Source organism: Bombilactobacillus folatiphilus (genome assembly GCF_023380265.1).
GTDB classification, from domain to species: Bacteria; Bacillota; Bacilli; order Lactobacillales; family Lactobacillaceae; genus Bombilactobacillus; species Bombilactobacillus folatiphilus.
Map to the genome: position 1 here is coordinate 261,462 of NZ_CP093366.1, position 20,149 is coordinate 281,610.

The following is a 20,149-nucleotide window of genomic DNA, read 5'->3' on the forward strand; positions in this document are numbered from 1 at the left end:
TCGTTGCAGTTAATTGATTTTTTGGAGCAAAATCAAACTTTACATGATTTTGTCGCTAATTTGCTTCCGCAGACCCACCAAGTGGTTACGGGCTTGAATGGTTCGGCGAAGGCGTTATTTTTGGCAACGGTGGCTCAGCAGACTCAGCAACCGTTGTTAGTGGTCGTCGACGATAATTATCATGCTAATTTGTTGATGGATGATTTGCAGCAACTTTTGCCAACTGAACAGTTATATCATTTTGACGTGGAAGCTCCGATTGCGATGCAAATGGCTACAAGTTCACCTGAAGCGTTGAGTCAAAGATTATTAGCGTTGGAATTCTTGGGTTCTCAGCAAGCGGGGGTTGTGGTTACTTCCGTGGCTGGTTTGGAGTTTTTGCTGCCGACACCGCAACAATTTGCAGCGGCGCAAATTAAAATTGCACAAAATCAAGAAATTGTCGTAGCAAATCTAGGGCAACAATTAGTTGATCTAGGTTATCGACGCCAAAATTTGGTGATGAGTCCTGGTGAATTTGCGATTCGAGGCGATATTGTTGATTTTTACCCATTGACAATGGATAAACCCATTCGTGTTGAGTTCTTTGGTGATGAAGTCGACGCTATTCACACATTTGATCCCGAGACGCAGCGCAGTCAAGATGAACTGACGGAAACGCTCGTATTGCCAGCGAGTGATTATTTGGTTGATGATAAGCGCTTACAAATTGTAGGGGAATTATTAGAGCAGCAATTAACGACTGAAATTGGGACGATCAAAGATCCAGAACTTATTCAAAATTTAAAACATAATTTTCAAAGTGATATTGAACAACTACAACACGGTGTCCATTTGGAACAATTAGGACAATATGTATCGTTGTTATATCCCAAGCCGGCAACGTTAGTGGATTACTTAAGTTCCTCGGGGATTATTATTTATGATGATTTGGCGCGTCTTAACGAGCAAGAGCGGACTAATTTGGAAGAAAATTCCGCTTGGGTGAGTGGTCGGATCGAAACGGGGAAACTTTTAGGCCAACAGCGTTTTCGCTGGTCATTAGCTGAAGTAATTGATGAAGTTTTACAGGCAAAATTAGATTTAACCTTGTTTCAAAAAACAAGCTATCCTGTGCGATTAAATCAATTATTGAATTTGAATACGCGTACTGTACAGCAATTTTTTAGTAATCTACCATTGCTCAAAACGGAAATTCAACATTGGCAAGTTCAAGGCTACACGATTGTCCTTTTGCTGAGTGTCAAAAGTAATTTGCAGAAAATACAACGAACACTAGCGGATTTTGAGATTTCCAGTACGCAAAGTACGTTAACGCGAATTGAAAAGCAGCAGACCCAGTTGATTGCCGGTGGTTTACACACCGGAATTGATTTTCTAGATGAAAAATTAGTCATTATTACTGAAAAGGAATTGTTCAATAAGCAACCGCAACGTCGGCGCCAACGTTCGACGATTAGTAATGCTGAACGATTAAAAAGTTATACGGATTTGAAGCCCGGCGATTATGTTGTACACGTTAATCATGGGATTGGAAAATTTTTGGGGACGCAAACTTTAGAAGTTGATGGCAAGCATCAAGATTATATGACAATTGAGTACCGAGATGATGGCAAGCTTTTCATTCCCGTGACCCAATTGAATATGGTGCAAAAGTATGTGTCAGCCAAAGGCAAAGCTCCCCGCATGAACAAATTGGGGGGGACAGAATGGCATAAAACCAAGCAAAAAGTTCAAAAAAATATTGAAGATATTGCTGACGATTTGGTGAAATTATATGCCCAACGTGAGTCTGAACCGGGATTTGCTTTTGCGCCGGATGATGATTTGCAACATCAATTTGATGAACAATTTGCCTATGTCGAAACGCCTGATCAATTGCGTAGTATTGAAGAAGTGAAGGCGGATATGGAAAAGCCGCATCCAATGGAACGCTTGTTAGTGGGAGATGTCGGCTTTGGCAAAACTGAAGTTGCGCTCAGAGCAGCGTTTAAGGCTGTTAATAATGGTAAACAGGTCGCTTTTTTGGTACCGACAACTATTTTAGCTCAACAACACTATCAAACAATGCTGGAGCGTTTTGAGGGCTTTCCTGTCAAAATTGCGATTATGTCGCGGTTCCAAACCGCAACTCAACAACGAAAGACGAAAGCCGGTTTGGCAGATGGTTCGGTAGATATTGTGGTTGGCACGCACCGCCTGTTGTCTAAAGATATTGAATTTTTAGATTTAGGTTTATTAATCATTGATGAGGAACAACGTTTTGGCGTCAAACATAAGGAACGTCTGAAACAATTAAAGTCACAAATTGATGTTTTATCAATGACGGCAACTCCGATTCCGCGGACTTTAAATATGTCGATGATGGGGGTCCGGGATTTGTCGGTTATTGAAACAGCGCCACCCAATCGGTACCCAATTCAAACTTTTGTGATGGAACAAAATTATGATGTCATTCGGAGTGCGATTTTGCGGGAAATGGAACGTGGCGGTCAAGTGTTTTACTTGCATAATCGTGTGGAAGATATGGAACAAGTAGTTAGTATTTTGGAGGGTTTGATTCCAGATGTCCGCGTCGGTATTGCCAATGGGCAGATGACAGAAAATCAATTGGAAGCAGTGATTACGAATTTTTTAAATGGTGAATACGATGTGTTAGTCACCACGACAATCATTGAAACGGGGGTTGATATTGCGAATGCTAATACGTTAATTGTTGAGAATGCTGATCATTACGGCTTATCACAGCTTTATCAATTGCGGGGGCGCGTAGGACGTTCGAGTCGGGTGGCGTACGCGTATCTCATGTATCGGCCGGACAAGACTTTGACAGAAGTTGGCGAAAAGCGCTTAGAGGCTGTCAAAAACTTTACAGAGTTAGGTTCCGGTTTTAAAATTGCCATGCAGGATTTGGCTATTCGTGGTTCGGGGAATCTATTAGGTCAGCAACAGCATGGCTTCATTGATTCGGTCGGGTATGATTTGTATACGCAAATGTTGAATGAAGCGGTAGCTAAAAAGCGACGTCAACAAAGTTGGCAAGCTAAGACTAATGCAGCAATTCGTTTGGATGTGGAAGCTTATTTGCCCAGTGCTTATATTAGTGATGAGCGGCAGAAAATCGAAATGTATAAGCGCTTACGGGAAGCTAAAGATTTGGCGCAGGTGCAGCAATTGCGTCAAGAATTGCTAGATCGTTTTGGCAAATTTCCTAAAGAAGTGGCTAATTTATTAGCAATGACGCAAATTAAAGTACTAGCAGATCAAGCTTTGATCAACAAAATTACACAGGTTCAATCCCAAGTGCAAATTGTGTTTGATCCCATGGCTAACCGTTATTTGGTCGGTGAACAAATTTTTGCTAATTTGGCAACCACCCAACTTAAAGCGCAAGTGGCGAACGAACACGGTTACTTTATTATCTCGCTAAAAATGCAACCGCAAGTGCCGTTGTTAACGGAATTGGAAGCTTTTTTGCAACCTTTTGCCGAACAAGCACAGCAAATTTCAGAAAAGTAGTCTTGGTATGAATAATAAACAGCATTTTTGGACCGGTGCTTGGATCTTATCAGTTTCCTCATTAATTACTAAGATTTTAAGTGCTTTATATCGAGTACCACTCCAAAATTTGGTAGGCGATCGCGGCTTTTTTGTCTATCAGCAAGTTTATCCGATATACGGTTTGTGCAGTGCCATCATGTTGACTGGAGTGCCGATGTTTATTTCCCAAGTTGTGGCCGAAAATCCAGCGCAAGCTTTAGATAATTGGCGCCAACTTCGACGTAATTTGATTGGTGTAGCCCTTTTAGGTTCCATCAGCTTGTTTGTGATAGCACCATATCTGGCAAAATGGATGGGCGATCGGCGATTAACGCCCCTGATTCAAATTCTAGTGGTTTTTTATTTTTTGGCGCCATTTTCGGCATTATTGCGTGGCTATTTTCAAGGAGAGCTGTGGATGTTACCGACCGCTTTGTCGCAAGTTTTGGAGCAAAGTGTGCGCGTCATCGTCATCATCATTGTGGCGTTATGTTATTTGACAAAGCATTGGTCAGTTTATCGAATGGGCATGTGGGCACATGCAGGTTCGGTGATGGGATCATTGGTGTCTTTAGGTTTATTACTATTTTTTTGGTACCATTTTCGACAACATGAGACAGTAAAGAGCAGGATTGAAAAATCGTTTGACGGATCTTTAACGAAACGTTTTCTAAAAGAAGGCTTATCTTTAAGCTTGTTTGGTAGTATTTTGGTGCTGTTGCAGTTGATTGATTCGCTCACCGTTTTCAAATTGTTATATCAAAATCAGGTTGCACATGCTCAAATTATTAAGGGCATTTACGATCGAGGGCAGCCTTTAGCACAGTTAGGAATCGTGGTGGCGGTTTCATTTGCCACCACTTTATTGCCACAGATTAGTGCAAATAAAACAGCACAAGATCAAGCATTAATTGGCTCTACTTTGCGTGTTTGTCTGGTTTTGGCGGCTGCCTGTGCGGTTGGTTTGGCCGCTTTGATGCCGCAAATTAATACATTGTTGTTTACGAATTCGGCTCAAAGCTTGGCGTTAGCGATTTATGTTTTAAGCATTGCACTAATTTCTTACGTCACGATTGTTAATACTGTCATGCATGCTCAACATCAACAACATAATAATTGGCAAGCGTTATGCATAGGTTTATTAGTGAAATATTTGGGCAATCTTTGGTTGGTTCCTAAGTTTCAGGTAGTGGGAGCCAGTTTGGCGACTATTTTGGCGACGTTTGTGATGGCTTTGATCATTTATTATTATTCGGGCATTAAATTGCAGCGAGTAATTTGGCAACAGGGCTTTTTGTTGCGATTGATGTTAGTCATTGGCACGATGGGCATTGCAGTGTTCTTTACTAGTTGGATATGGCAGTTAATTTGGCCTTTGACACGGATGCATGCGGTGTTTGAAGTTATCGTCGAAAGTGGTCTTGGTTTGCTTTGGACTTTAGTTGGTTGTTATTATGGCCGCGTTTTTTCGAAAGCAGATTGGGTTTTGTTGTTTGGTCAAAAATAAATGAAAGAATAGGTAAAAAAATGCGATTAGATAAATATTTGAAGCTTTCCAGATTAGTGAAACGGCGTACGATTGCAAAAGAATTGGCTGATAAAGGGCGAATTGAACTCAATGGACGCGTAGCAAAATCAGCAAGTGATGTGACGATCGGCGATCAATTAATTTTGCATTATGGAGATCGGCAAATTAAAGTAGAGATTTTGGCAACGCCAGAAATTGTCAAAAAAGAGGATGCTTCATCCATGTATCAAAGACTAGATTAAGTTATGCTAGACAAGTACTTGAGAGAGTTGGTATACTCAACTCATGGCAATGGATAAACGGAGGGATTTTTTTGCCTAATCAGACTAATCTAGCTAATGTTAGCCAAATTAATATTGATAATAATGATTTGTCGGCTGAGCGGCGTTTTAAACACCGAGTTCGCGTTGTTCATCGGCGCCGAACTGCGATTCTAATCGTTTTTTTAGTGATTTTTAGCATAATTTTGGGCTGGCATATTTATCAAGCAAATCATTCAAAAGCATTAGCTCAAGAGGCAATGACTAGTCAAGAACGTAAATTAGCTAAAGCTAAGGATAAGCGTGCGGATTTAAAAACAGAAGTTAAGCAGTTGCATGATCCAGAGTATTTAGATAATTTAATTCGTTATCGGTTTAACTATTCCAAGGATGGGGAGATTATTTATAATATTCCTAATGAAGCAAACAAAAATTTAAACTTTTAAGGAGTAAGAAGAGAAAAATGGCCGTTTCAGTAGGAACCAAAGTAACGGGTAAAGTCGTCGGTATCAAGAATTTTGGAGCTTTTGTTGATATTGGTAATGGTCAAAGCGGACTGGTACATATCAGTCAGATTTCCAATGACTATGTTAAAGATATTCATGACAAACTTAGTCTTGGCGATCAAGTTACGGCAGTAGTGGTGGGCATAGAGAATGGTAAGATTTCTTTGTCGATGAAAAAAGCACAAGCGCCTGCTCAAAAACATCGCAGTTCTTCTCATGCACATATGCGTACTAATTCACATAAATCTGGTGAAGATTTTGATGACTTGCTGGCTGATTTTATGAAGGAAAGTCAAGATCGCCAGGCAACATTAAAAAAGAATACTGAAGGAAAACGCGGTGGCCGTGGGGGACGCCGTGGTTAAGTGCGGGTTTTTATAACTCGGACTTTTTTAATTTATATGGATATTGTAGAAAAAAAATTTATTCATCAGGTCAAAACGAGGCAAACTTGGATGCCGCAAACAAAAGTTTTGGTGGCGGTTTCGGGTGGTAGTGATTCGTTAGCATTGTTGATGTTATTAATCAATTTGCCCGCAAATTTACGTCCGCTTATTCATGTGGCGACCGTGGATTTTGCCTTGAGAAAACAAAGCGTAACCGAAGTGGCTGCTGTTCGCCAGCTTTGTCAGCAATACCAGCTACCTTTTTACACAACCACTTGGCAACATTCTGATCAACTTAGTGGGTTGGAACAACAGGCACGCAAGTTTAGGTATCAGTATTTTGCGACATTGATGCACCAAAATCATTTGCCGCAGTTGTTAGTCGCACATCAGTCAGATGACCAAGCGGAAACAGTTTTGATGAAATTAATTCGTAGTGGTAGCTTATGGGAATTAGCCGCGATGCGACCTTGTCGGCCATTTGCTGGTGGACAATTAGTGCGACCGTTACTGAACTTTTCCAAAGCGGAATTACGTAATTATCTGAAACGGCAGCATATCCGATTTTTTGTAGATCAAACTAATTTTGAAAATATTACTTGGCGTAATCAATTACGAAATCAAGTGTTGCCGCAATTACAGCAATTTAATCCACAAGTCAATCAACATCTAACCAGTTTTGCTCAGCAATTGCAGGCGGTCACTAGTTTATTGCAGGAAAATTTTCAACAATTGGCGCAAATCAGTGTGCAACAAGTTGGTCAACAATTAACGGTTAATTTAAGTCAGCTGGCTCAATTCGATGACCAACAAATTAGTTTGTTCGTACAATATATTTGTCATCAACGATTAGCATTAGATCTGACGAATCGGCAATTAACGGCGGTAGCGCAACTCTTGTCTAAATCCAACGCACGATTGGCTTTGGGGCATCAATGGTCGTTGGTGAAAAGTTATCAATTTTTACACATTAAAATGTCTCAAATTCAACCCTTACCCAGTAAATGGGACTTGAGTTTGAATCAGCCAACAACAATCGGCCAAGGACAACAAGTCCTGGTTCAGCGAGCTCAACAGCCAAATACGCGAACCTTTTATTTTGATCATTTGCCCCAAACAATTCAATGGCGCTCACGCCAAGTGGGCGATCGGTTGCGATTGTTAAATGGACACCATCAAAAGCTCAAGAATCGTTTAATTAATTTAAAAATTCCATACGAACAAAGACAAGATCTGATGGTCTTAACGTTCGACGAAAAGATTGTGTGGATTCCCAATATTTATCGTTATCAAATTGCACCAACACCATATTTATTTGAATTGAAGATAGGAGATTGATTATGACTATGATGAATCAAGATATGCAAAAAGTATTATTTTCCGAGGAGGAAATCGCGCAAGCAAATCACAATTTAGCACAACAATTAATGACAGATTATGCTGGTAAAAATCCCCTATTTGTTTGTATTTTGAAGGGAGCCATCGTCTTTTTAACTGATTTGATGCGCCAGCTGCCTCAAAGTGCTGAAATTGATTTTATGGATGTTTCCAGTTACAATGGGCAAACTTCGTCATCTGGACAGGTCCGTATTCTTAAGGATTTGGATGTTTCTGTGAAAGGCCGCGATGTTGTTTTCGTTGAAGATATTATTGATACTGGCATTACTTTGAAAGAATTGACCCAACTGTTCAAATCACGGCAGGCCAAGTCTATTAAAATTGTGGCTTTACTGGATAAAGAAGCCAATCGCCAACAAAATGTTCACGTTGATTATGTTGGGTTATCATGTCCGGATGAATTTGTTGTTGGCTATGGTATGGACTATCAAGAATGTTATCGTAATCTTCCTTATATCGGGGTTTTGAAGCCCGAGGTTTATTCAAAAGCAGAATATTAGTCCATGTTAAATTGTTTGCAACGGTTATGATATACTAAGCATAATTGTTAAATAATCTCATTTTTAATCAGCTAGCGACTCATGTTTTGTTGTGTTAGTATGAGAAACAAGCTAAATTTTGTGGAGGACAGTCATTTTGAAAAATAATCGAAATGGACTACGTAATAATAGTCTATTTTATATCATTATTTTTATTTTATTAATTTTAGCAACCAGTTGGTTCGTCGGTGGACAAGGTTCTTCTCAAGTGGAAAATTTGTCTTCAAGTGAATTTGTTGCCAAATTAAAAGCCAAAAAAATTAAGAATTTTTCGCTCCAACCGTCTAACGGTGTTTATAAAGTTTCTGGTGACTTTAAAAAGGCTGAATCGTCTAAAAGTCATTCTAATGGTGTGAATTTATTTGCGCATTCGGCGGCTACAGTGAATCGTTCTAAAAGTTTTTCGGCAACGGTTTTGCCGAATAATTCAACTTTAAAAGAAATTAATCAAGCAGCTCAAAAAACGAAAACCAAAGTCAATACGCATGAAGAATCGCAGAACGGTATGTGGTTGAATATTGCGCTGACAGTTATTCCGTTCTTATTCTTTGCTTTCTTATTGTATTCAATGATGGGGCAAGCTGGTCAAGGCGGCGGTGGCGCTGGCAAAATCATGAGTTTTGGTAAATCGCAGACTAAGCCGGTTGACCCGAAGAAAAATAAAGTGCGTTTTTCTGATGTGGCTGGTGCGGAAGAAGAAAAGCAAGAATTAGTTGAAGTTGTAGATTTCTTAAAAGATCCGCGTAAGTATCTAGCATTGGGCGCACGAATACCGTCAGGGGTTTTACTTGAAGGACCTCCTGGAACTGGTAAAACATTGTTAGCGCGAGCAGTTGCGGGTGAAGCGGGCGTGCCATTCTATTCTATTTCTGGTTCTGATTTTGTGGAAATGTTTGTGGGTGTCGGCGCTTCACGAGTTCGTGATTTATTTAATAGCGCTAAGAAAAGCGCTCCAGCGATCATTTTTATTGATGAAATTGATGCTATTGGTCGTCAACGTGGTAATGGCAAAACTGGTGGTGGCAATGATGAACGTGAGCAAACTTTAAATCAATTGCTGGTGGAGATGGATGGTTTCACTGGTAAAGAAGGTTTGATTGTGATTGCTGCTACCAACCGTTCCGATGTTTTGGATCCAGCTTTGCTACGTCCCGGTCGTTTTGATCGTAAAATTTTGGTGGGTCGTCCAGATGTTAAGGGGCGTGAGGCCATTTTAAAGGTTCATGCCAAAAATAAGCCTTTAGCAGATGATGTTGATTTGAAAGTTATTGCTCAACAAACACCAGGTTTTGTTGGTGCTGATTTAGAGAATGTCTTAAATGAAGCAGCTCTGGTCGCTGCGGAACGTAACAAGACAAAAATTGATGCTACTGATATTGATGAAGCCGAAGATCGGGTGATTGCTGGACCGGCGAAAAAGGACCGCGTAATTTCCGCTAAAGAACGTGAGACTGTCGCTTATCATGAGGCAGGTCATGCGATTATCGGGGTTGTTTTAAGCGATTCACGGGTCGTCCGCAAAGTTACAATTATTCCGCGAGGGCGTGCTGGCGGTTATGCAATTATGCTCCCGAAAGAAGATCAGAATTTGTTGACCAAAAAAGATTTAATGGAACAAGTTGCTGGTTTGATGGGTGGTCGAACTGCTGAAGAAATTATTTTTGGCGTACAGTCTTCAGGTGCTTCCAATGACTTTGAACAAGCAACTCAAATTGCGCGTTCGATGGTTACTGAATATGGAATGACCAAGCGTTTAGGCATGGTGCAGTTAGAAAAAGGTGGTGCGCCTGTTGGTGCGTATGGCCAGGCTAATTATTCACAGGAAACCGCGACAGCTATTGATGAAGAGATTCGGAAGATTTTAGATGAAGGGCATCAAACAGCGATTGATGTTATTCAAAGTCACCGTGAACAGCATAAAGCAATTGCCCAAGCTTTATTGAAATACGAAACTTTGGATGAAAAACAAATTTTGAGTTTGTACAACACGGGGAAAATGCCTGCTTCGGCGCAAGATGAATTTCCATCAGAGAAGGCTTCAACTTTTGAAGAGGCTAAGCAAGCCGCTCAAAAGCGAGATGAAGCTAAACAAGCAGAAGAATTAAGTAAGAAAAATGATAGTGATCAACAAATGACGACGGATCCTACTGATTCTAATGATGATCAAACTGAAGAATAAAATTCAATCAAGTAGCACAGACTTTCAAGGTCTGTGCTATCTTGTTATTTAAGGAGTTTTTATGGATTATTTAGTCAAGTCTTTAAATTATAACAGTCATTTTCGCATTTACGTGGTGAATGCAACCCAACTGGTAGCAACTGCACAAAGTAATCATGATACGTGGAGTGCGTCCAGTGCAGCTCTGGGGCGTAGTTTAATTGGGACATTGTTGTTGAGTACGTCTATGCTAAAAAATGACGAACTGATGACCACTAGAATTAATGGTGGTGGCCCAGTCGGCTTGATTTTAGCGGATGGCAATGCCCAAGGTCAGGTAAAAGGATATATCCAAAATCCGCATATCAGTTTGCCTTTAAATGCTAAGGGTAAAATTGATGTCGCCAAGGCGGTTGGTCAAGATGGTGTTTTAGCAGTCACAAAAGATCAAAAGATGGCGCAACCTTTTACGGGCAAAGTTCCTTTGATTTCTGGTGAGTTGGCGGAGGATTATGCATATTATTTGGTGCAATCTGAGCAAATTCCAGCGGCCGTCGGCTTATCGGTTTTTGTTGAAAGTGATAATCATGTGAGTTGTGCAGGTGGCTTTATGGTGCAAGCTTTGCCAAACGCCCAAGATGGTGAAATTGATACGTTGACCAAAACGATTCAACAATTACCACCGTTACATGAATTGTTTCAGCAGTATACTCCTGAAGAGATCGTTAATCTCCTGTTTACGCAACCAGCTAAGATTTTGGAGCGAATGCCTGTTGAGTTTCAATGTGATTGCTCCCAGGAACATTTTGCGCAAACTTTAAGAGCTTTACCCAAAAGTGAACTGCAAGAATTGGCCCAGCTGAAACAAGATACAGAAATTGTTTGCAAATTTTGTGGTCAAAAATATCAATTTACACCGCAACAATTTCAACAAATGATTTTGGAGAAATGATTGCCAGTCTGAGGCTAATTTTGCTATGATATAAATGATTGACAAAAAGAAGTAGTTATTTTCAACAAATAAGTAGTGGATTTGCTAAGATTCAATTTTGCGCACGTATGGGTTTAATAGTACGCGTCACAAGATAATATGTAGAAATAGGGGTAAATTGGATGGCAGAAAATGAAATGAATGATCAGTTAAAAGTTCGGCGTCAGAAGATGCAAGAATTGCGTGACGAAGGCATTGATCCCTTTGGACATCGCTATCAGCCGACAAAAAACGCTCAAGAATTGCATGACCAGTACGACTCTATAGATAAAGACGATATAAAAGGAGCATCCGTCAAAATTGCTGGTCGTATGATGACCAAACGTGGCAAAGGGAAAGTTGGTTTTGCGGATATTAAAGATCGTACAGGCAAAATTCAGATTTATGTGCGTAAAGATGTTGTCGGTGAGGACAATTATCATATTTTCAAGCGGTCTGATTTAGGTGATTTATTCGGTATTGAAGGTACCGTGATGAAAACCGATATGGGTGAACTGACCGTCAAGGCCGAACATGTAACGCTGTTGTCCAAAGCTTTGCGCCCCTTGCCGGACAAATATCATGGTTTAACTAATGTTGAACAAATTTATCGGCAACGTTATTTAGATTTGATTACGAATCCTGAAAGTTTTGAGCGTTTTGTGAAACGGACCAAAATTATTTCGGCCGTTCGTGAATATTTAGATAATAATGGTTTTTTGGAGGTCGAAACGCCAGTCTTGCATTCACAAGCTGGTGGTGCGTCAGCACGACCATTTTTGACACATCACAATGCGTTAGACATTGATTTATACATGCGGATTGCTTTGGAATTGCCCTTGAAACGACTAATTGTTGGTGGCATGGAACGAGTTTATGAAATTGGACGGGTATTTCGGAATGAAGGTATTGATACTAAGCATAATCCAGAATTTACCGAGTTAGAAAGTTATGCTGCCTACTTCAATTTTGAAGATGTCATGGACGAAACTGAGGGCATTTTCAAGTATGCTGCCCAAAAGGCGTTGGGAACTACAAAAGTCACTTATCAAGGTCATGATGTAGATTTAGGCAAAGCCTTTAAGCGTCAGCACATGGTTGATGCGATTAAAGAGCGTACTGGCGTGGATTTCTGGTCGCAAATGAATCTCGATCAAGCGCGCAAACTTGCAGATGAGCATCATGTGCATTATGAAGATTACTGGCAAGTTGGTCATATTATCAATGCGTTCTTTGAGGAATTCGTTGAAGAAACAATCACAGAACCAACTTTCATTTATGGTCATCCCATTGAAATTTCACCGTTAGCCAAAAAGAATGAAGACGATCCGCGCTTTGTTGATCGTTTTGAATTGTTTATTTTGGGTAATGAATACGCTAATGCCTTTACAGAATTAAACGATCCGATTGATCAACGCCAACGTTTTGAAGCTCAGGTGAAAGAGCGTGAAGCTGGTAATGATGAAGCCGAACCAATTGATGAAGATTTTGTAGAAGCTTTGGAATATGGGATGCCACCAACTGGCGGTTTGGGTATCGGCATGGATCGGTTGGTCATGTTATTAACTGATGCGCCATCGATTCGCGATGTGATTTTATTCCCAACGATGCGTCCTGATGATCGAAAATAATTTCTTACAATGTTTAGTTGAAATTTAAATGTTAACTTGCTATAATAAGACAGTCATTGGTTGAACAATGATTGTGTTGAGTCGCTAGCTCAGCTGGTAGAGCAACGGCCTTTTAAGCCGTGGGTCGTGGGTTCGGGTCCCACGCGACTCATTTATGCGGAAGTAGTTCAGTGGTAGAACATCACCTTGCCATGGTGGGGGTCGCGGGTTCGAATCCCGTCTTCCGCTTTACATTATAATAACGCCGGGGTGGCGGAACTGGCAGACGCACAGGACTTAAAATCCTGCGGTAAGTGATTACCGTACCGGTTCGATTCCGGTCCTCGGCATTATAATGTTGCACCCATAGCGCAATTGGATAGAGTGTCTGACTACGAATCAGAAGGTTGTAGGTTCGACTCCTACTGGGTGCATAGTTTCATTTTTAATATTTTTGCGGAAGTAGTTCAGTGGTAGAACATCACCTTGCCATGGTGGGGGTCGCGGGTTCGAATCCCGTCTTCCGCTTTTTGTTTATCGGGAAATAGCTCAGCTTGGTAGAGCGCTACGTTCGGGACGTAGAGGTCGCAAGTTCGAATCTTGTTTTCCCGATTGATTGGCGGGAAATAGCTCAGCTTGGTAGAGCACTACGTTAGGGACGTAGGGGTCGCAAGTTCGAATCTTGTTTTCCCGATGAGTTGTTTGATGATCAGAAGTGATGCCTGGCAGGTATCACTTTTTTAGTCTAAGCATTTTAGCAAAGATAAGTGTACAATTACTTTCAAGGGAAATTATGAATTAAAAAGTTGCACATCAAATAATCTGATGTAAAATGTTTAAACACTGACCATAACTATACGTCTGAACTGGATTTATTGGAAAAGAGGCTATTATGGGTAAACTATTCACGACAAGTGCGAAAGAGGCTTTGCAAATTGCACAAAAAATGGCAATTAATTTTCGACATAATGCTGTTAGTACGGAGCATATTCTTTATGGTTTGGTTAAAGAGGGCTCGGGAGTGGCCGCAAAAACGATTAATGGATTGACAGTGACTGCTGATGACATTAAAGATGAAATTGAGTTATTAACGGGTTATGGTGACAATACTTTTGAACAGCAGGATCAATTATATTTGCCATATTCACCACGTGCTGGGCAAATCTTAGAAACAGCCACCAAGCAGGCTAGTGAGTTGAAAGCTCCACAGGTGGGGACAGGACATTTGTTATTAGCGTTATTGCGTGATCAAACGATCTTGTCATCACGAATTTTGACTAATTTGGGTCTTAGTATCGTCAAAACAAGGAAAATTTTGCTGGGCAAAATGGGAATTTCTGAGCGTTCAGAGCATCATACTCGTAACAAAAATACGCAAGTAGACGATACGACCAGTCAGACACCGACGTTGGATGCTTTAGCGCGCGATTTGACCGCGACAGTTAGTCAAAAGCAGTTAGACCCGGTTATTGGACGTACACCAGAAATTGCACGTGTGATTCAAATTTTAAGTCGTCGTACGAAAAACAATCCAGTATTAATTGGTGAACCGGGCGTTGGTAAAACGGCTATTGTGGAAGGTTTGGCGCAAAAAGTTGCACAAAATTTGGTGCCCGAAAACCTAGCCAATAAACGAGTTATGATGTTGGATGTTGGTTCGCTAGTTGCAGGTACTAAATATCGTGGTGAATTTGAAGATCGTCTGAAAAAAATTGTCAATGAAATCTACCAAAGCCGTGATGTGATTTTGTTTGTTGATGAATTGCATACGTTAATTGGCGCTGGTGGGGCTGAAGGTGCCATTGATGCGTCTAATATTTTAAAACCAGCTTTGTCACGTGGCGAATTACAGATGATCGGAGCCACGACATTGGATGAGTATCAAAAATATATTGAAAAAGATGCAGCTTTTGCTAGAAGATTTGCGAAAGTTTTGGTGGAAGAGCCTTCAACTGAGGAAACATATCAAATTTTGCAAGGCTTAAAACCGCAATATGAGCAACATCATCATTTGACAATTACTTCCGATGCTTTGCGTTCAGCAGTCGATCTGTCCAAACGTTATTTGACTAATCGGTTTTTGCCGGATAAGGCTATTGATTTGGTGGATGAAGCTTCAGCGATGGTCCACATCAAGCACTCACAACAAAATCAAATGGATTCGGTGGAGCAATTAGAACAACAACTTCAACAATTGGACTTGCAAAAAGATGAGGCTATTGAACAACAAGATTTTGAAACCGCAGCTCAAGTACGGCAACTGGAGTTGCAATTACAGGCTAAATTAGAAGTCGAAAGTCAAAAATCTATATCTCAACCTAATTTACCCACCGTCATGGCTGAAGATATTGCACAAATTGTCTCTCAGTGGACCAATATTCCTACCACTAAAATTAGCCAGCAAGAGTCCAAAAAATTGTTGCATTTGGAACAAGAATTGCATCAGCAAGTCGTAGGCCAAGATGGGGCGGTTAGTGCCGTGGCAAAGGCCATTCGACGCTCACGTAGTGGGTTAAAAGATCCGCAGCACCCCATTGGTTCGTTTCTCTTTTTGGGTCCAACAGGTGTTGGTAAAACTGAATTAGCTAAAGCGTTATCGCGCACAGTGTTTGGCAGTGAAGAAGATTTAATTCGAATTGATATGTCTGAATATATGGAAAAATTTAGCACTTCACGCTTAGTTGGGGCTGCACCAGGATATGTGGGCTATGAAGAAGGCGGTCAATTAACGGAGCAGGTGCGCAATCATCCATATGCGGTCATTTTGTTAGATGAAGTTGAAAAGGCACACCGAGATGTATTTAATCTGTTGTTACAGGTGTTGGATGATGGCTTCTTAACTGATTCTAAGGGTCGCAAAGTTGATTTTCGGAACACGATTATCATTATGACTTCTAATCTAGGCGTACAAAGCCTGCAAGATGAGCATAATGTTGGTTTTAACCAAAGTAATCCTAATAATTACCAAGCGATCAAGAGTCATATTTTGGCAGAAACGAAACAATTTTTCCGTCCAGAATTTCTCAATCGAATTGATGATATTTTGGTGTTCCATGAATTAACGAAAGTTGATTTGGAACAAATCGTGAAGATTTTATCGAAAAATTTGGTGGTACGGTTAAAACAACGCCAAATTCAATTAAAATTAACACCACGAGCATTAACGTGGTTGGTTGATAAGGGTTATACTCCACAGTTAGGTGCCCGTCCCTTGCGTCGAACCATTCAAACAGAAGTCGAAGATCGAATTAGTGATTTATTATTGGCACATGAATTAATTGCTGGTGATCGCTTGTCAGTTGGTGTTGCCAAAGATCAGCTAACATTTAATATCAAACATTTAGAAAAAATACATGCTAAAAGTTGACAATTGATTGAGTTTGTTATATCATGTACTTTACTATTAGCGTGGATTGGTGGGCGTATTCCCTCGAAATATTGTCCGAGCCGGAATTATAAAAAGCAAAAGTAGCAGTGAAATAGCTATTTTTGGTTTTTTTTTTGCCTTTTTCTATTGATCCGCTAAATTGTAACTTAATTGTAATATTTATGGGAGTTTAATCGAAAGGGTGAATCGCTTGACGCAAAAAACAGTTCATTATCATAATGTCAACTATGGCAAACATCGAACACGCCGTAGTTATGCGAGAATTAAGGAAGTTTTGCCTTTACCAAATTTAATTGATATTCAAACGAATTCGTATAATTGGTTTCTTGATGAAGGTCTTAAGGAAATGTTTCAAGATATCATGCCAATTAATGATTTTGCCGGCACTTTGTCATTGGATTACGTTGGTTATAAATTATTAAAGCCAAAGTATACTGTGGATGAGGCCCGTGATCATGATGCTAATTATTCGGCACCTTTACATGTTACTTTACGTTTGACTAATCATGAGACTGGTGAAATCAAAACGCAAGATGTTTTCTTCGGTGATTTCCCATTAATGACTGAACAAGGTACTTTTATTATTAATGGTGCAGAACGGGTTATTGTTTCGCAATTGGTACGTTCGCCAGGAGTTTATTACACGGCAGAACCTGATAAAAATGGTCGAATGATTTATGGCACTACGGTGATCCCTAACCGTGGTGCATGGTTAGAATTCGATAACGATGCCAAGAATATTAGTTATGTGCGTATTGACCGGACACGGAAATTACCGATTACGGAATTAGTGCGGGCGCTTGGTTTTGGCTCAGATAGTGAAATTACTGATATTTTAGGCGGCAATAGTAACACTCTTAACTTGACTTTAGAAAAAGATGTTCACAAAGATACAAGTGATTCACGAGTAACTGAATCCTTAAAAGATATTTATGAACGTTTACGTCCAGGTGAACCCAAAACTGCTGAAAGTTCGCGTTCTTTGTTGTATGCGCGTTTCTTTGATCCCAAGCGTTATGACACGGCGCCCGTTGGTCGATATAAAGTTAATAAAAAATTAAATTTAAAAACACGTTTGGCTGGTTTGACTTTGGCTGAAACGTTAGCAGATCCGGATACCGGTGAAGTTATTTTAGCTAAGGATACGTTGCTGGATCGTGAAGCAATGAGTAAATTGGCACCTTATTTAAAGAATGCTGATTTTAAGGCTGTGACTTTCCAACCTTCAGATGAAGGAATTTTGGGTGATCCGGTTAAATTACAGGTCATCAAGGTCTATTCACAAAATGATGAAGATCGGATCGTCAATGTTATCGGTAATGGTAATATTGATGAAAAAGTTAAGCACATTACACCAGCTGATATTTTGGCTGAAATTAATTACTTCTTGAATTTGCAAGAAGGTATTGGCACGACTGATGATATTGATCACTTAGGTAATCGGCGGATTCGTTCCGTGGGTGAATTATTGCAAAATCAATTTCGGTTAGGCTTGTCAAGAATGGAGCGGGTTGTCCGCGAACGGATGTCTATTCAAGATACCGCCACAGTGACACCGCAACAATTGATTAATATTCGTCCTGTTGTCGCAGCAATTAAAGAATTCTTTGGTTCATCTCAATTGTCACAGTTTATGGATCAAAACAATCCTTTAGGTGAATTGACGCATAAAAGACGTTTATCTGCTTTAGGACCTGGCGGTTTGACACGAGATCGTGCAGGTTATGCAGTCCGGGATGTTCACTATACCCATTACGGTCGGATGTGTCCTATTGAAACACCCGAAGGACCTAACATTGGCTTGATTAACAACTTGGCTAGTTACGGAGTTGTTAACAAATATGGTTTTATTGAAACACCTTATCGTCGGGTATCATGGGATACGCATAAAGTCACCGATAAAATTGATTATTTAACAGCTGATGAAGAAGATAACTATGTTGTAGCACAGGCCAACACACCATTAAACGATGATGGTTCGTTTGCTGAAGAACGCATTTTGGCACGTCATCAAGAAGATAATATTGAAACAACTGTTGATAAAGTCGATTATATGGACGTTTCGCCACGGCAAGTTGTTTCAGTTGCGACTTCATGTATTCCATTCTTAGAAAATGATGACTCTAATCGGGCTTTGATGGGTGCGAACATGCAGCGTCAGGCGGTACCGTTGGTTAAACCACATTCTCCATTAGTTGGAACCAGTATGGAATATGTTGCAGCACACGATTCCGGAACGGCAATGTTGGCTAAATATGATGGAATTGTTGAATATGTTGATGCTAAAATTATCCAAATTAAACGTGATGAAGACGAGACAGTTGACACTTATCATTTGATGAAATATCGGCGTTCTAACGCGGGTAAATGTTACAATCAACGTCCGATTGTGGAAAAGGGCAATCATGTAGAACACAGCGAGATTATTGCTGATGGTCCTGCGATGCAAGAGGGTGAGTTAGCTTTAGGCCAAAATCCTTTGATTGCCTTTATGACTTGGAACATGTACAACTATGAAGATGCGATTGTTTTGTCAGAACGTTTGGTTAAAGATGACGTTTATACCTCTATTCATATTGAAGAGTATGAATCAGAATCTCGTGATACCAAATTAGGACCTGAGGAAATCACCCGTGAAATTCCGAATGTCGGCGAAGAAGCTCTGAAGGACTTAGACGAAGAGGGAATTGTCCGCATTGGTGCAGAAGTTCGTGATGGTGACATTTTAGTAGGTAAGGTTACCCCGAAGGGAATGACTGAATTATCCGCTGAAGAACGTTTATTGCATGCTATTTTTGGTGAAAAAGCTCGTGAAGTTCGTGATACTTCCTTGCGTGTTCCTCATGGTGGCGGCGGAATCGTCCAAGATGTACGCGTCTTTACACGTGAAGCTGGCGATGAATTAAGTCCTGGTGTCAACACAATGGTTCGAGTCTATATTGCTCAGAAACGGAAAATTCAAGTGGGCGATAAGATGGCTGGTCGTCACGGTAATAAAGGTACGGTTTCAATCGTGGTGCCAGAAGAAGATATGCCTTATATGCCAGATGGTACGCCAATTGATATTCTCTTGAATCCAATGGGTGTGCCTTCACGTATGAATATTGGACAGGTTTTGGAACTGCATTTAGGAATGGCCGCTCGTAATTTGGGCATTCATGTAGCCACACCAGTTTTTGATGGTGCACGTGATGAAGATTTGTGGGAAGCTGTCAAAGAAGCTAATATGGCCTCAGATGCGAAGACAATTTTGTATGATGGTCGAACTGGTGAACCATTCCATAACCGGGTTGCTGTTGGGGTTATGTACTATATGAAATTAGCCCATATGGTTGATGACAAGATCCATGCACGTTCCATCGGACCTTACTCTTTAGTAACGCAACAGCCTTTAGGTGGTAAAGCACAATTTGGTGGTCAGCGGTTTGGCGAAATGGAAGTCTGGGCATTAGAGGCTTACGGTGCTGCTTATACGCTGCAGGAAATTCTAACTTATAAATCTGATGATGTTGCTGGTCGGGTCAACACTTATGAGGCAATTGTCAAGGGTGAAACGATTCCAAAGCCTGGTGTTCCGGAATCCTTTAGAGTTTTAATTAAGGAATTAGAATCTTTGGGATTAGACATGAAGATTTTGGATCATGAACATCGTGAGATTGGGTTGCGTGATATGGACGAAGACACCACAGAAAAGAGTGTTGATGCGTTATCTAAATTGGCTAAAGAGCAAGAACAGAAAAAAATGGATGAATACGCAGCCAAAAAGAAGCAAAAAGAAGCGCAAATGCAACCTAATTTAGATAATTTAATGGATAGAATTAATAATTTGAGCTCTGATCCGACTGATAAATAAGAGGAGGTTGCCA

12 protein-coding genes and 7 tRNA genes are annotated in these 20,149 nt (G+C 40.4%); all 19 read left to right on the forward strand.

All coding sequences use genetic code 11. From position 1 onward, the window contains the following. The first annotated feature begins 3 nt into the window (after positions 1 to 3). The 19 genes from mfd to rpoB all read left to right on the forward strand — a co-directional run bounded on the left by mfd (position 4) and on the right by rpoB (position 20,136). Positions 4 to 3,519 carry a transcription-repair coupling factor gene (mfd, locus tag MOO45_RS01165; protein ID WP_249514601.1) on the forward strand — a complete coding sequence of 1,172 codons (3,516 nt, stop codon included), beginning with the start codon at positions 4 to 6 and terminating at the stop codon, positions 3,517 to 3,519. 7 nt (positions 3,520 to 3,526) lie between these two features. Continuing rightward, positions 3,527 to 5,047, forward strand: coding sequence for a polysaccharide biosynthesis protein (locus MOO45_RS01170; RefSeq protein ID WP_249514602.1), 1,521 nt, complete (start codon positions 3,527 to 3,529; stop codon positions 5,045 to 5,047). 20 nt (positions 5,048 to 5,067) lie between these two features. After that, positions 5,068 to 5,310 (forward strand): RNA-binding S4 domain-containing protein, encoded by a 243-nt coding sequence (locus tag MOO45_RS01175; RefSeq protein ID WP_249514603.1) that lies wholly within the window; start codon positions 5,068 to 5,070, stop codon positions 5,308 to 5,310. 71 nt (positions 5,311 to 5,381) lie between these two features. Beyond that, entirely contained in the window at positions 5,382 to 5,774 is a 393-nt protein-coding gene (locus tag MOO45_RS01180) for an FtsB family cell division protein (protein WP_249514604.1), read from the forward strand. A gap of 17 nt (positions 5,775 to 5,791) precedes the next feature. Then, on the forward strand, positions 5,792 to 6,199 hold the full coding sequence (locus tag MOO45_RS01185; RefSeq protein ID WP_249514605.1) for a S1 RNA-binding domain-containing protein: 408 nt from the start codon (positions 5,792 to 5,794) through the stop codon (positions 6,197 to 6,199). 90 nt (positions 6,200 to 6,289) lie between these two features. Continuing rightward, positions 6,290 to 7,558, forward strand: a complete 1,269-nt coding sequence (tilS, locus tag MOO45_RS01190) for a tRNA lysidine(34) synthetase TilS (RefSeq protein WP_249514606.1) — start codon at positions 6,290 to 6,292, stop codon at positions 7,556 to 7,558. Between the two features lie 8 nt (positions 7,559 to 7,566). After that, entirely contained in the window at positions 7,567 to 8,118 is a 552-nt protein-coding gene (hpt, locus tag MOO45_RS01195) for a hypoxanthine phosphoribosyltransferase (protein ID WP_249515119.1), read from the forward strand. A gap of 136 nt (positions 8,119 to 8,254) precedes the next feature. Further along, positions 8,255 to 10,336 (forward strand): ATP-dependent zinc metalloprotease FtsH, encoded by a 2,082-nt coding sequence (gene ftsH / locus MOO45_RS01200; protein ID WP_249514607.1) that lies wholly within the window; start codon positions 8,255 to 8,257, stop codon positions 10,334 to 10,336. A 61-nt stretch (positions 10,337 to 10,397) separates the two neighbouring features. Next, entirely contained in the window at positions 10,398 to 11,267 is an 870-nt protein-coding gene (hslO, locus tag MOO45_RS01205; RefSeq protein WP_249514608.1) for an Hsp33 family molecular chaperone HslO, read from the forward strand. A gap of 161 nt (positions 11,268 to 11,428) precedes the next feature. Continuing rightward, complete coding sequence (gene lysS, locus MOO45_RS01210) at positions 11,429 to 12,916, forward strand: lysine--tRNA ligase (protein ID WP_249514609.1); 1,488 nt, start codon at positions 11,429 to 11,431, stop codon at positions 12,914 to 12,916. 78 nt (positions 12,917 to 12,994) lie between these two features. After that, a tRNA-Lys gene (locus tag MOO45_RS01215) sits at positions 12,995 to 13,067 on the forward strand. A 5-nt stretch (positions 13,068 to 13,072) separates the two neighbouring features. Beyond that, positions 13,073 to 13,144: transfer RNA gene (locus tag MOO45_RS01220), tRNA-Gly, on the forward strand. Positions 13,145 to 13,159: 15 nt separating this feature from the next. Further along, positions 13,160 to 13,245: transfer RNA gene (locus MOO45_RS01225), tRNA-Leu, on the forward strand. Between the two features lie 10 nt (positions 13,246 to 13,255). Next, positions 13,256 to 13,329 (forward strand) — tRNA-Arg (locus tag MOO45_RS01230). Between the two features lie 22 nt (positions 13,330 to 13,351). After that, positions 13,352 to 13,423, forward strand: a tRNA-Gly gene (locus MOO45_RS01235). A gap of 10 nt (positions 13,424 to 13,433) precedes the next feature. Then, positions 13,434 to 13,507 (forward strand) — tRNA-Pro (locus MOO45_RS01240). Between the two features lie 8 nt (positions 13,508 to 13,515). Next, positions 13,516 to 13,589, forward strand: a tRNA-Pro gene (locus tag MOO45_RS01245). 198 nt (positions 13,590 to 13,787) lie between these two features. Next, on the forward strand, positions 13,788 to 16,262 hold the full coding sequence (locus MOO45_RS01250) for an ATP-dependent Clp protease ATP-binding subunit (RefSeq protein WP_249514610.1): 2,475 nt from the start codon (positions 13,788 to 13,790) through the stop codon (positions 16,260 to 16,262). Positions 16,263 to 16,473: 211 nt separating this feature from the next. Then, the gene (rpoB, locus tag MOO45_RS01255) at positions 16,474 to 20,136 is read left to right on the forward strand and encodes a DNA-directed RNA polymerase subunit beta (RefSeq protein ID WP_249514611.1); all 3,663 of its coding nucleotides are present in this window, start codon (positions 16,474 to 16,476) and stop codon (positions 20,134 to 20,136) included. Positions 20,137 to 20,149: the final 13 nt, after the last annotated feature.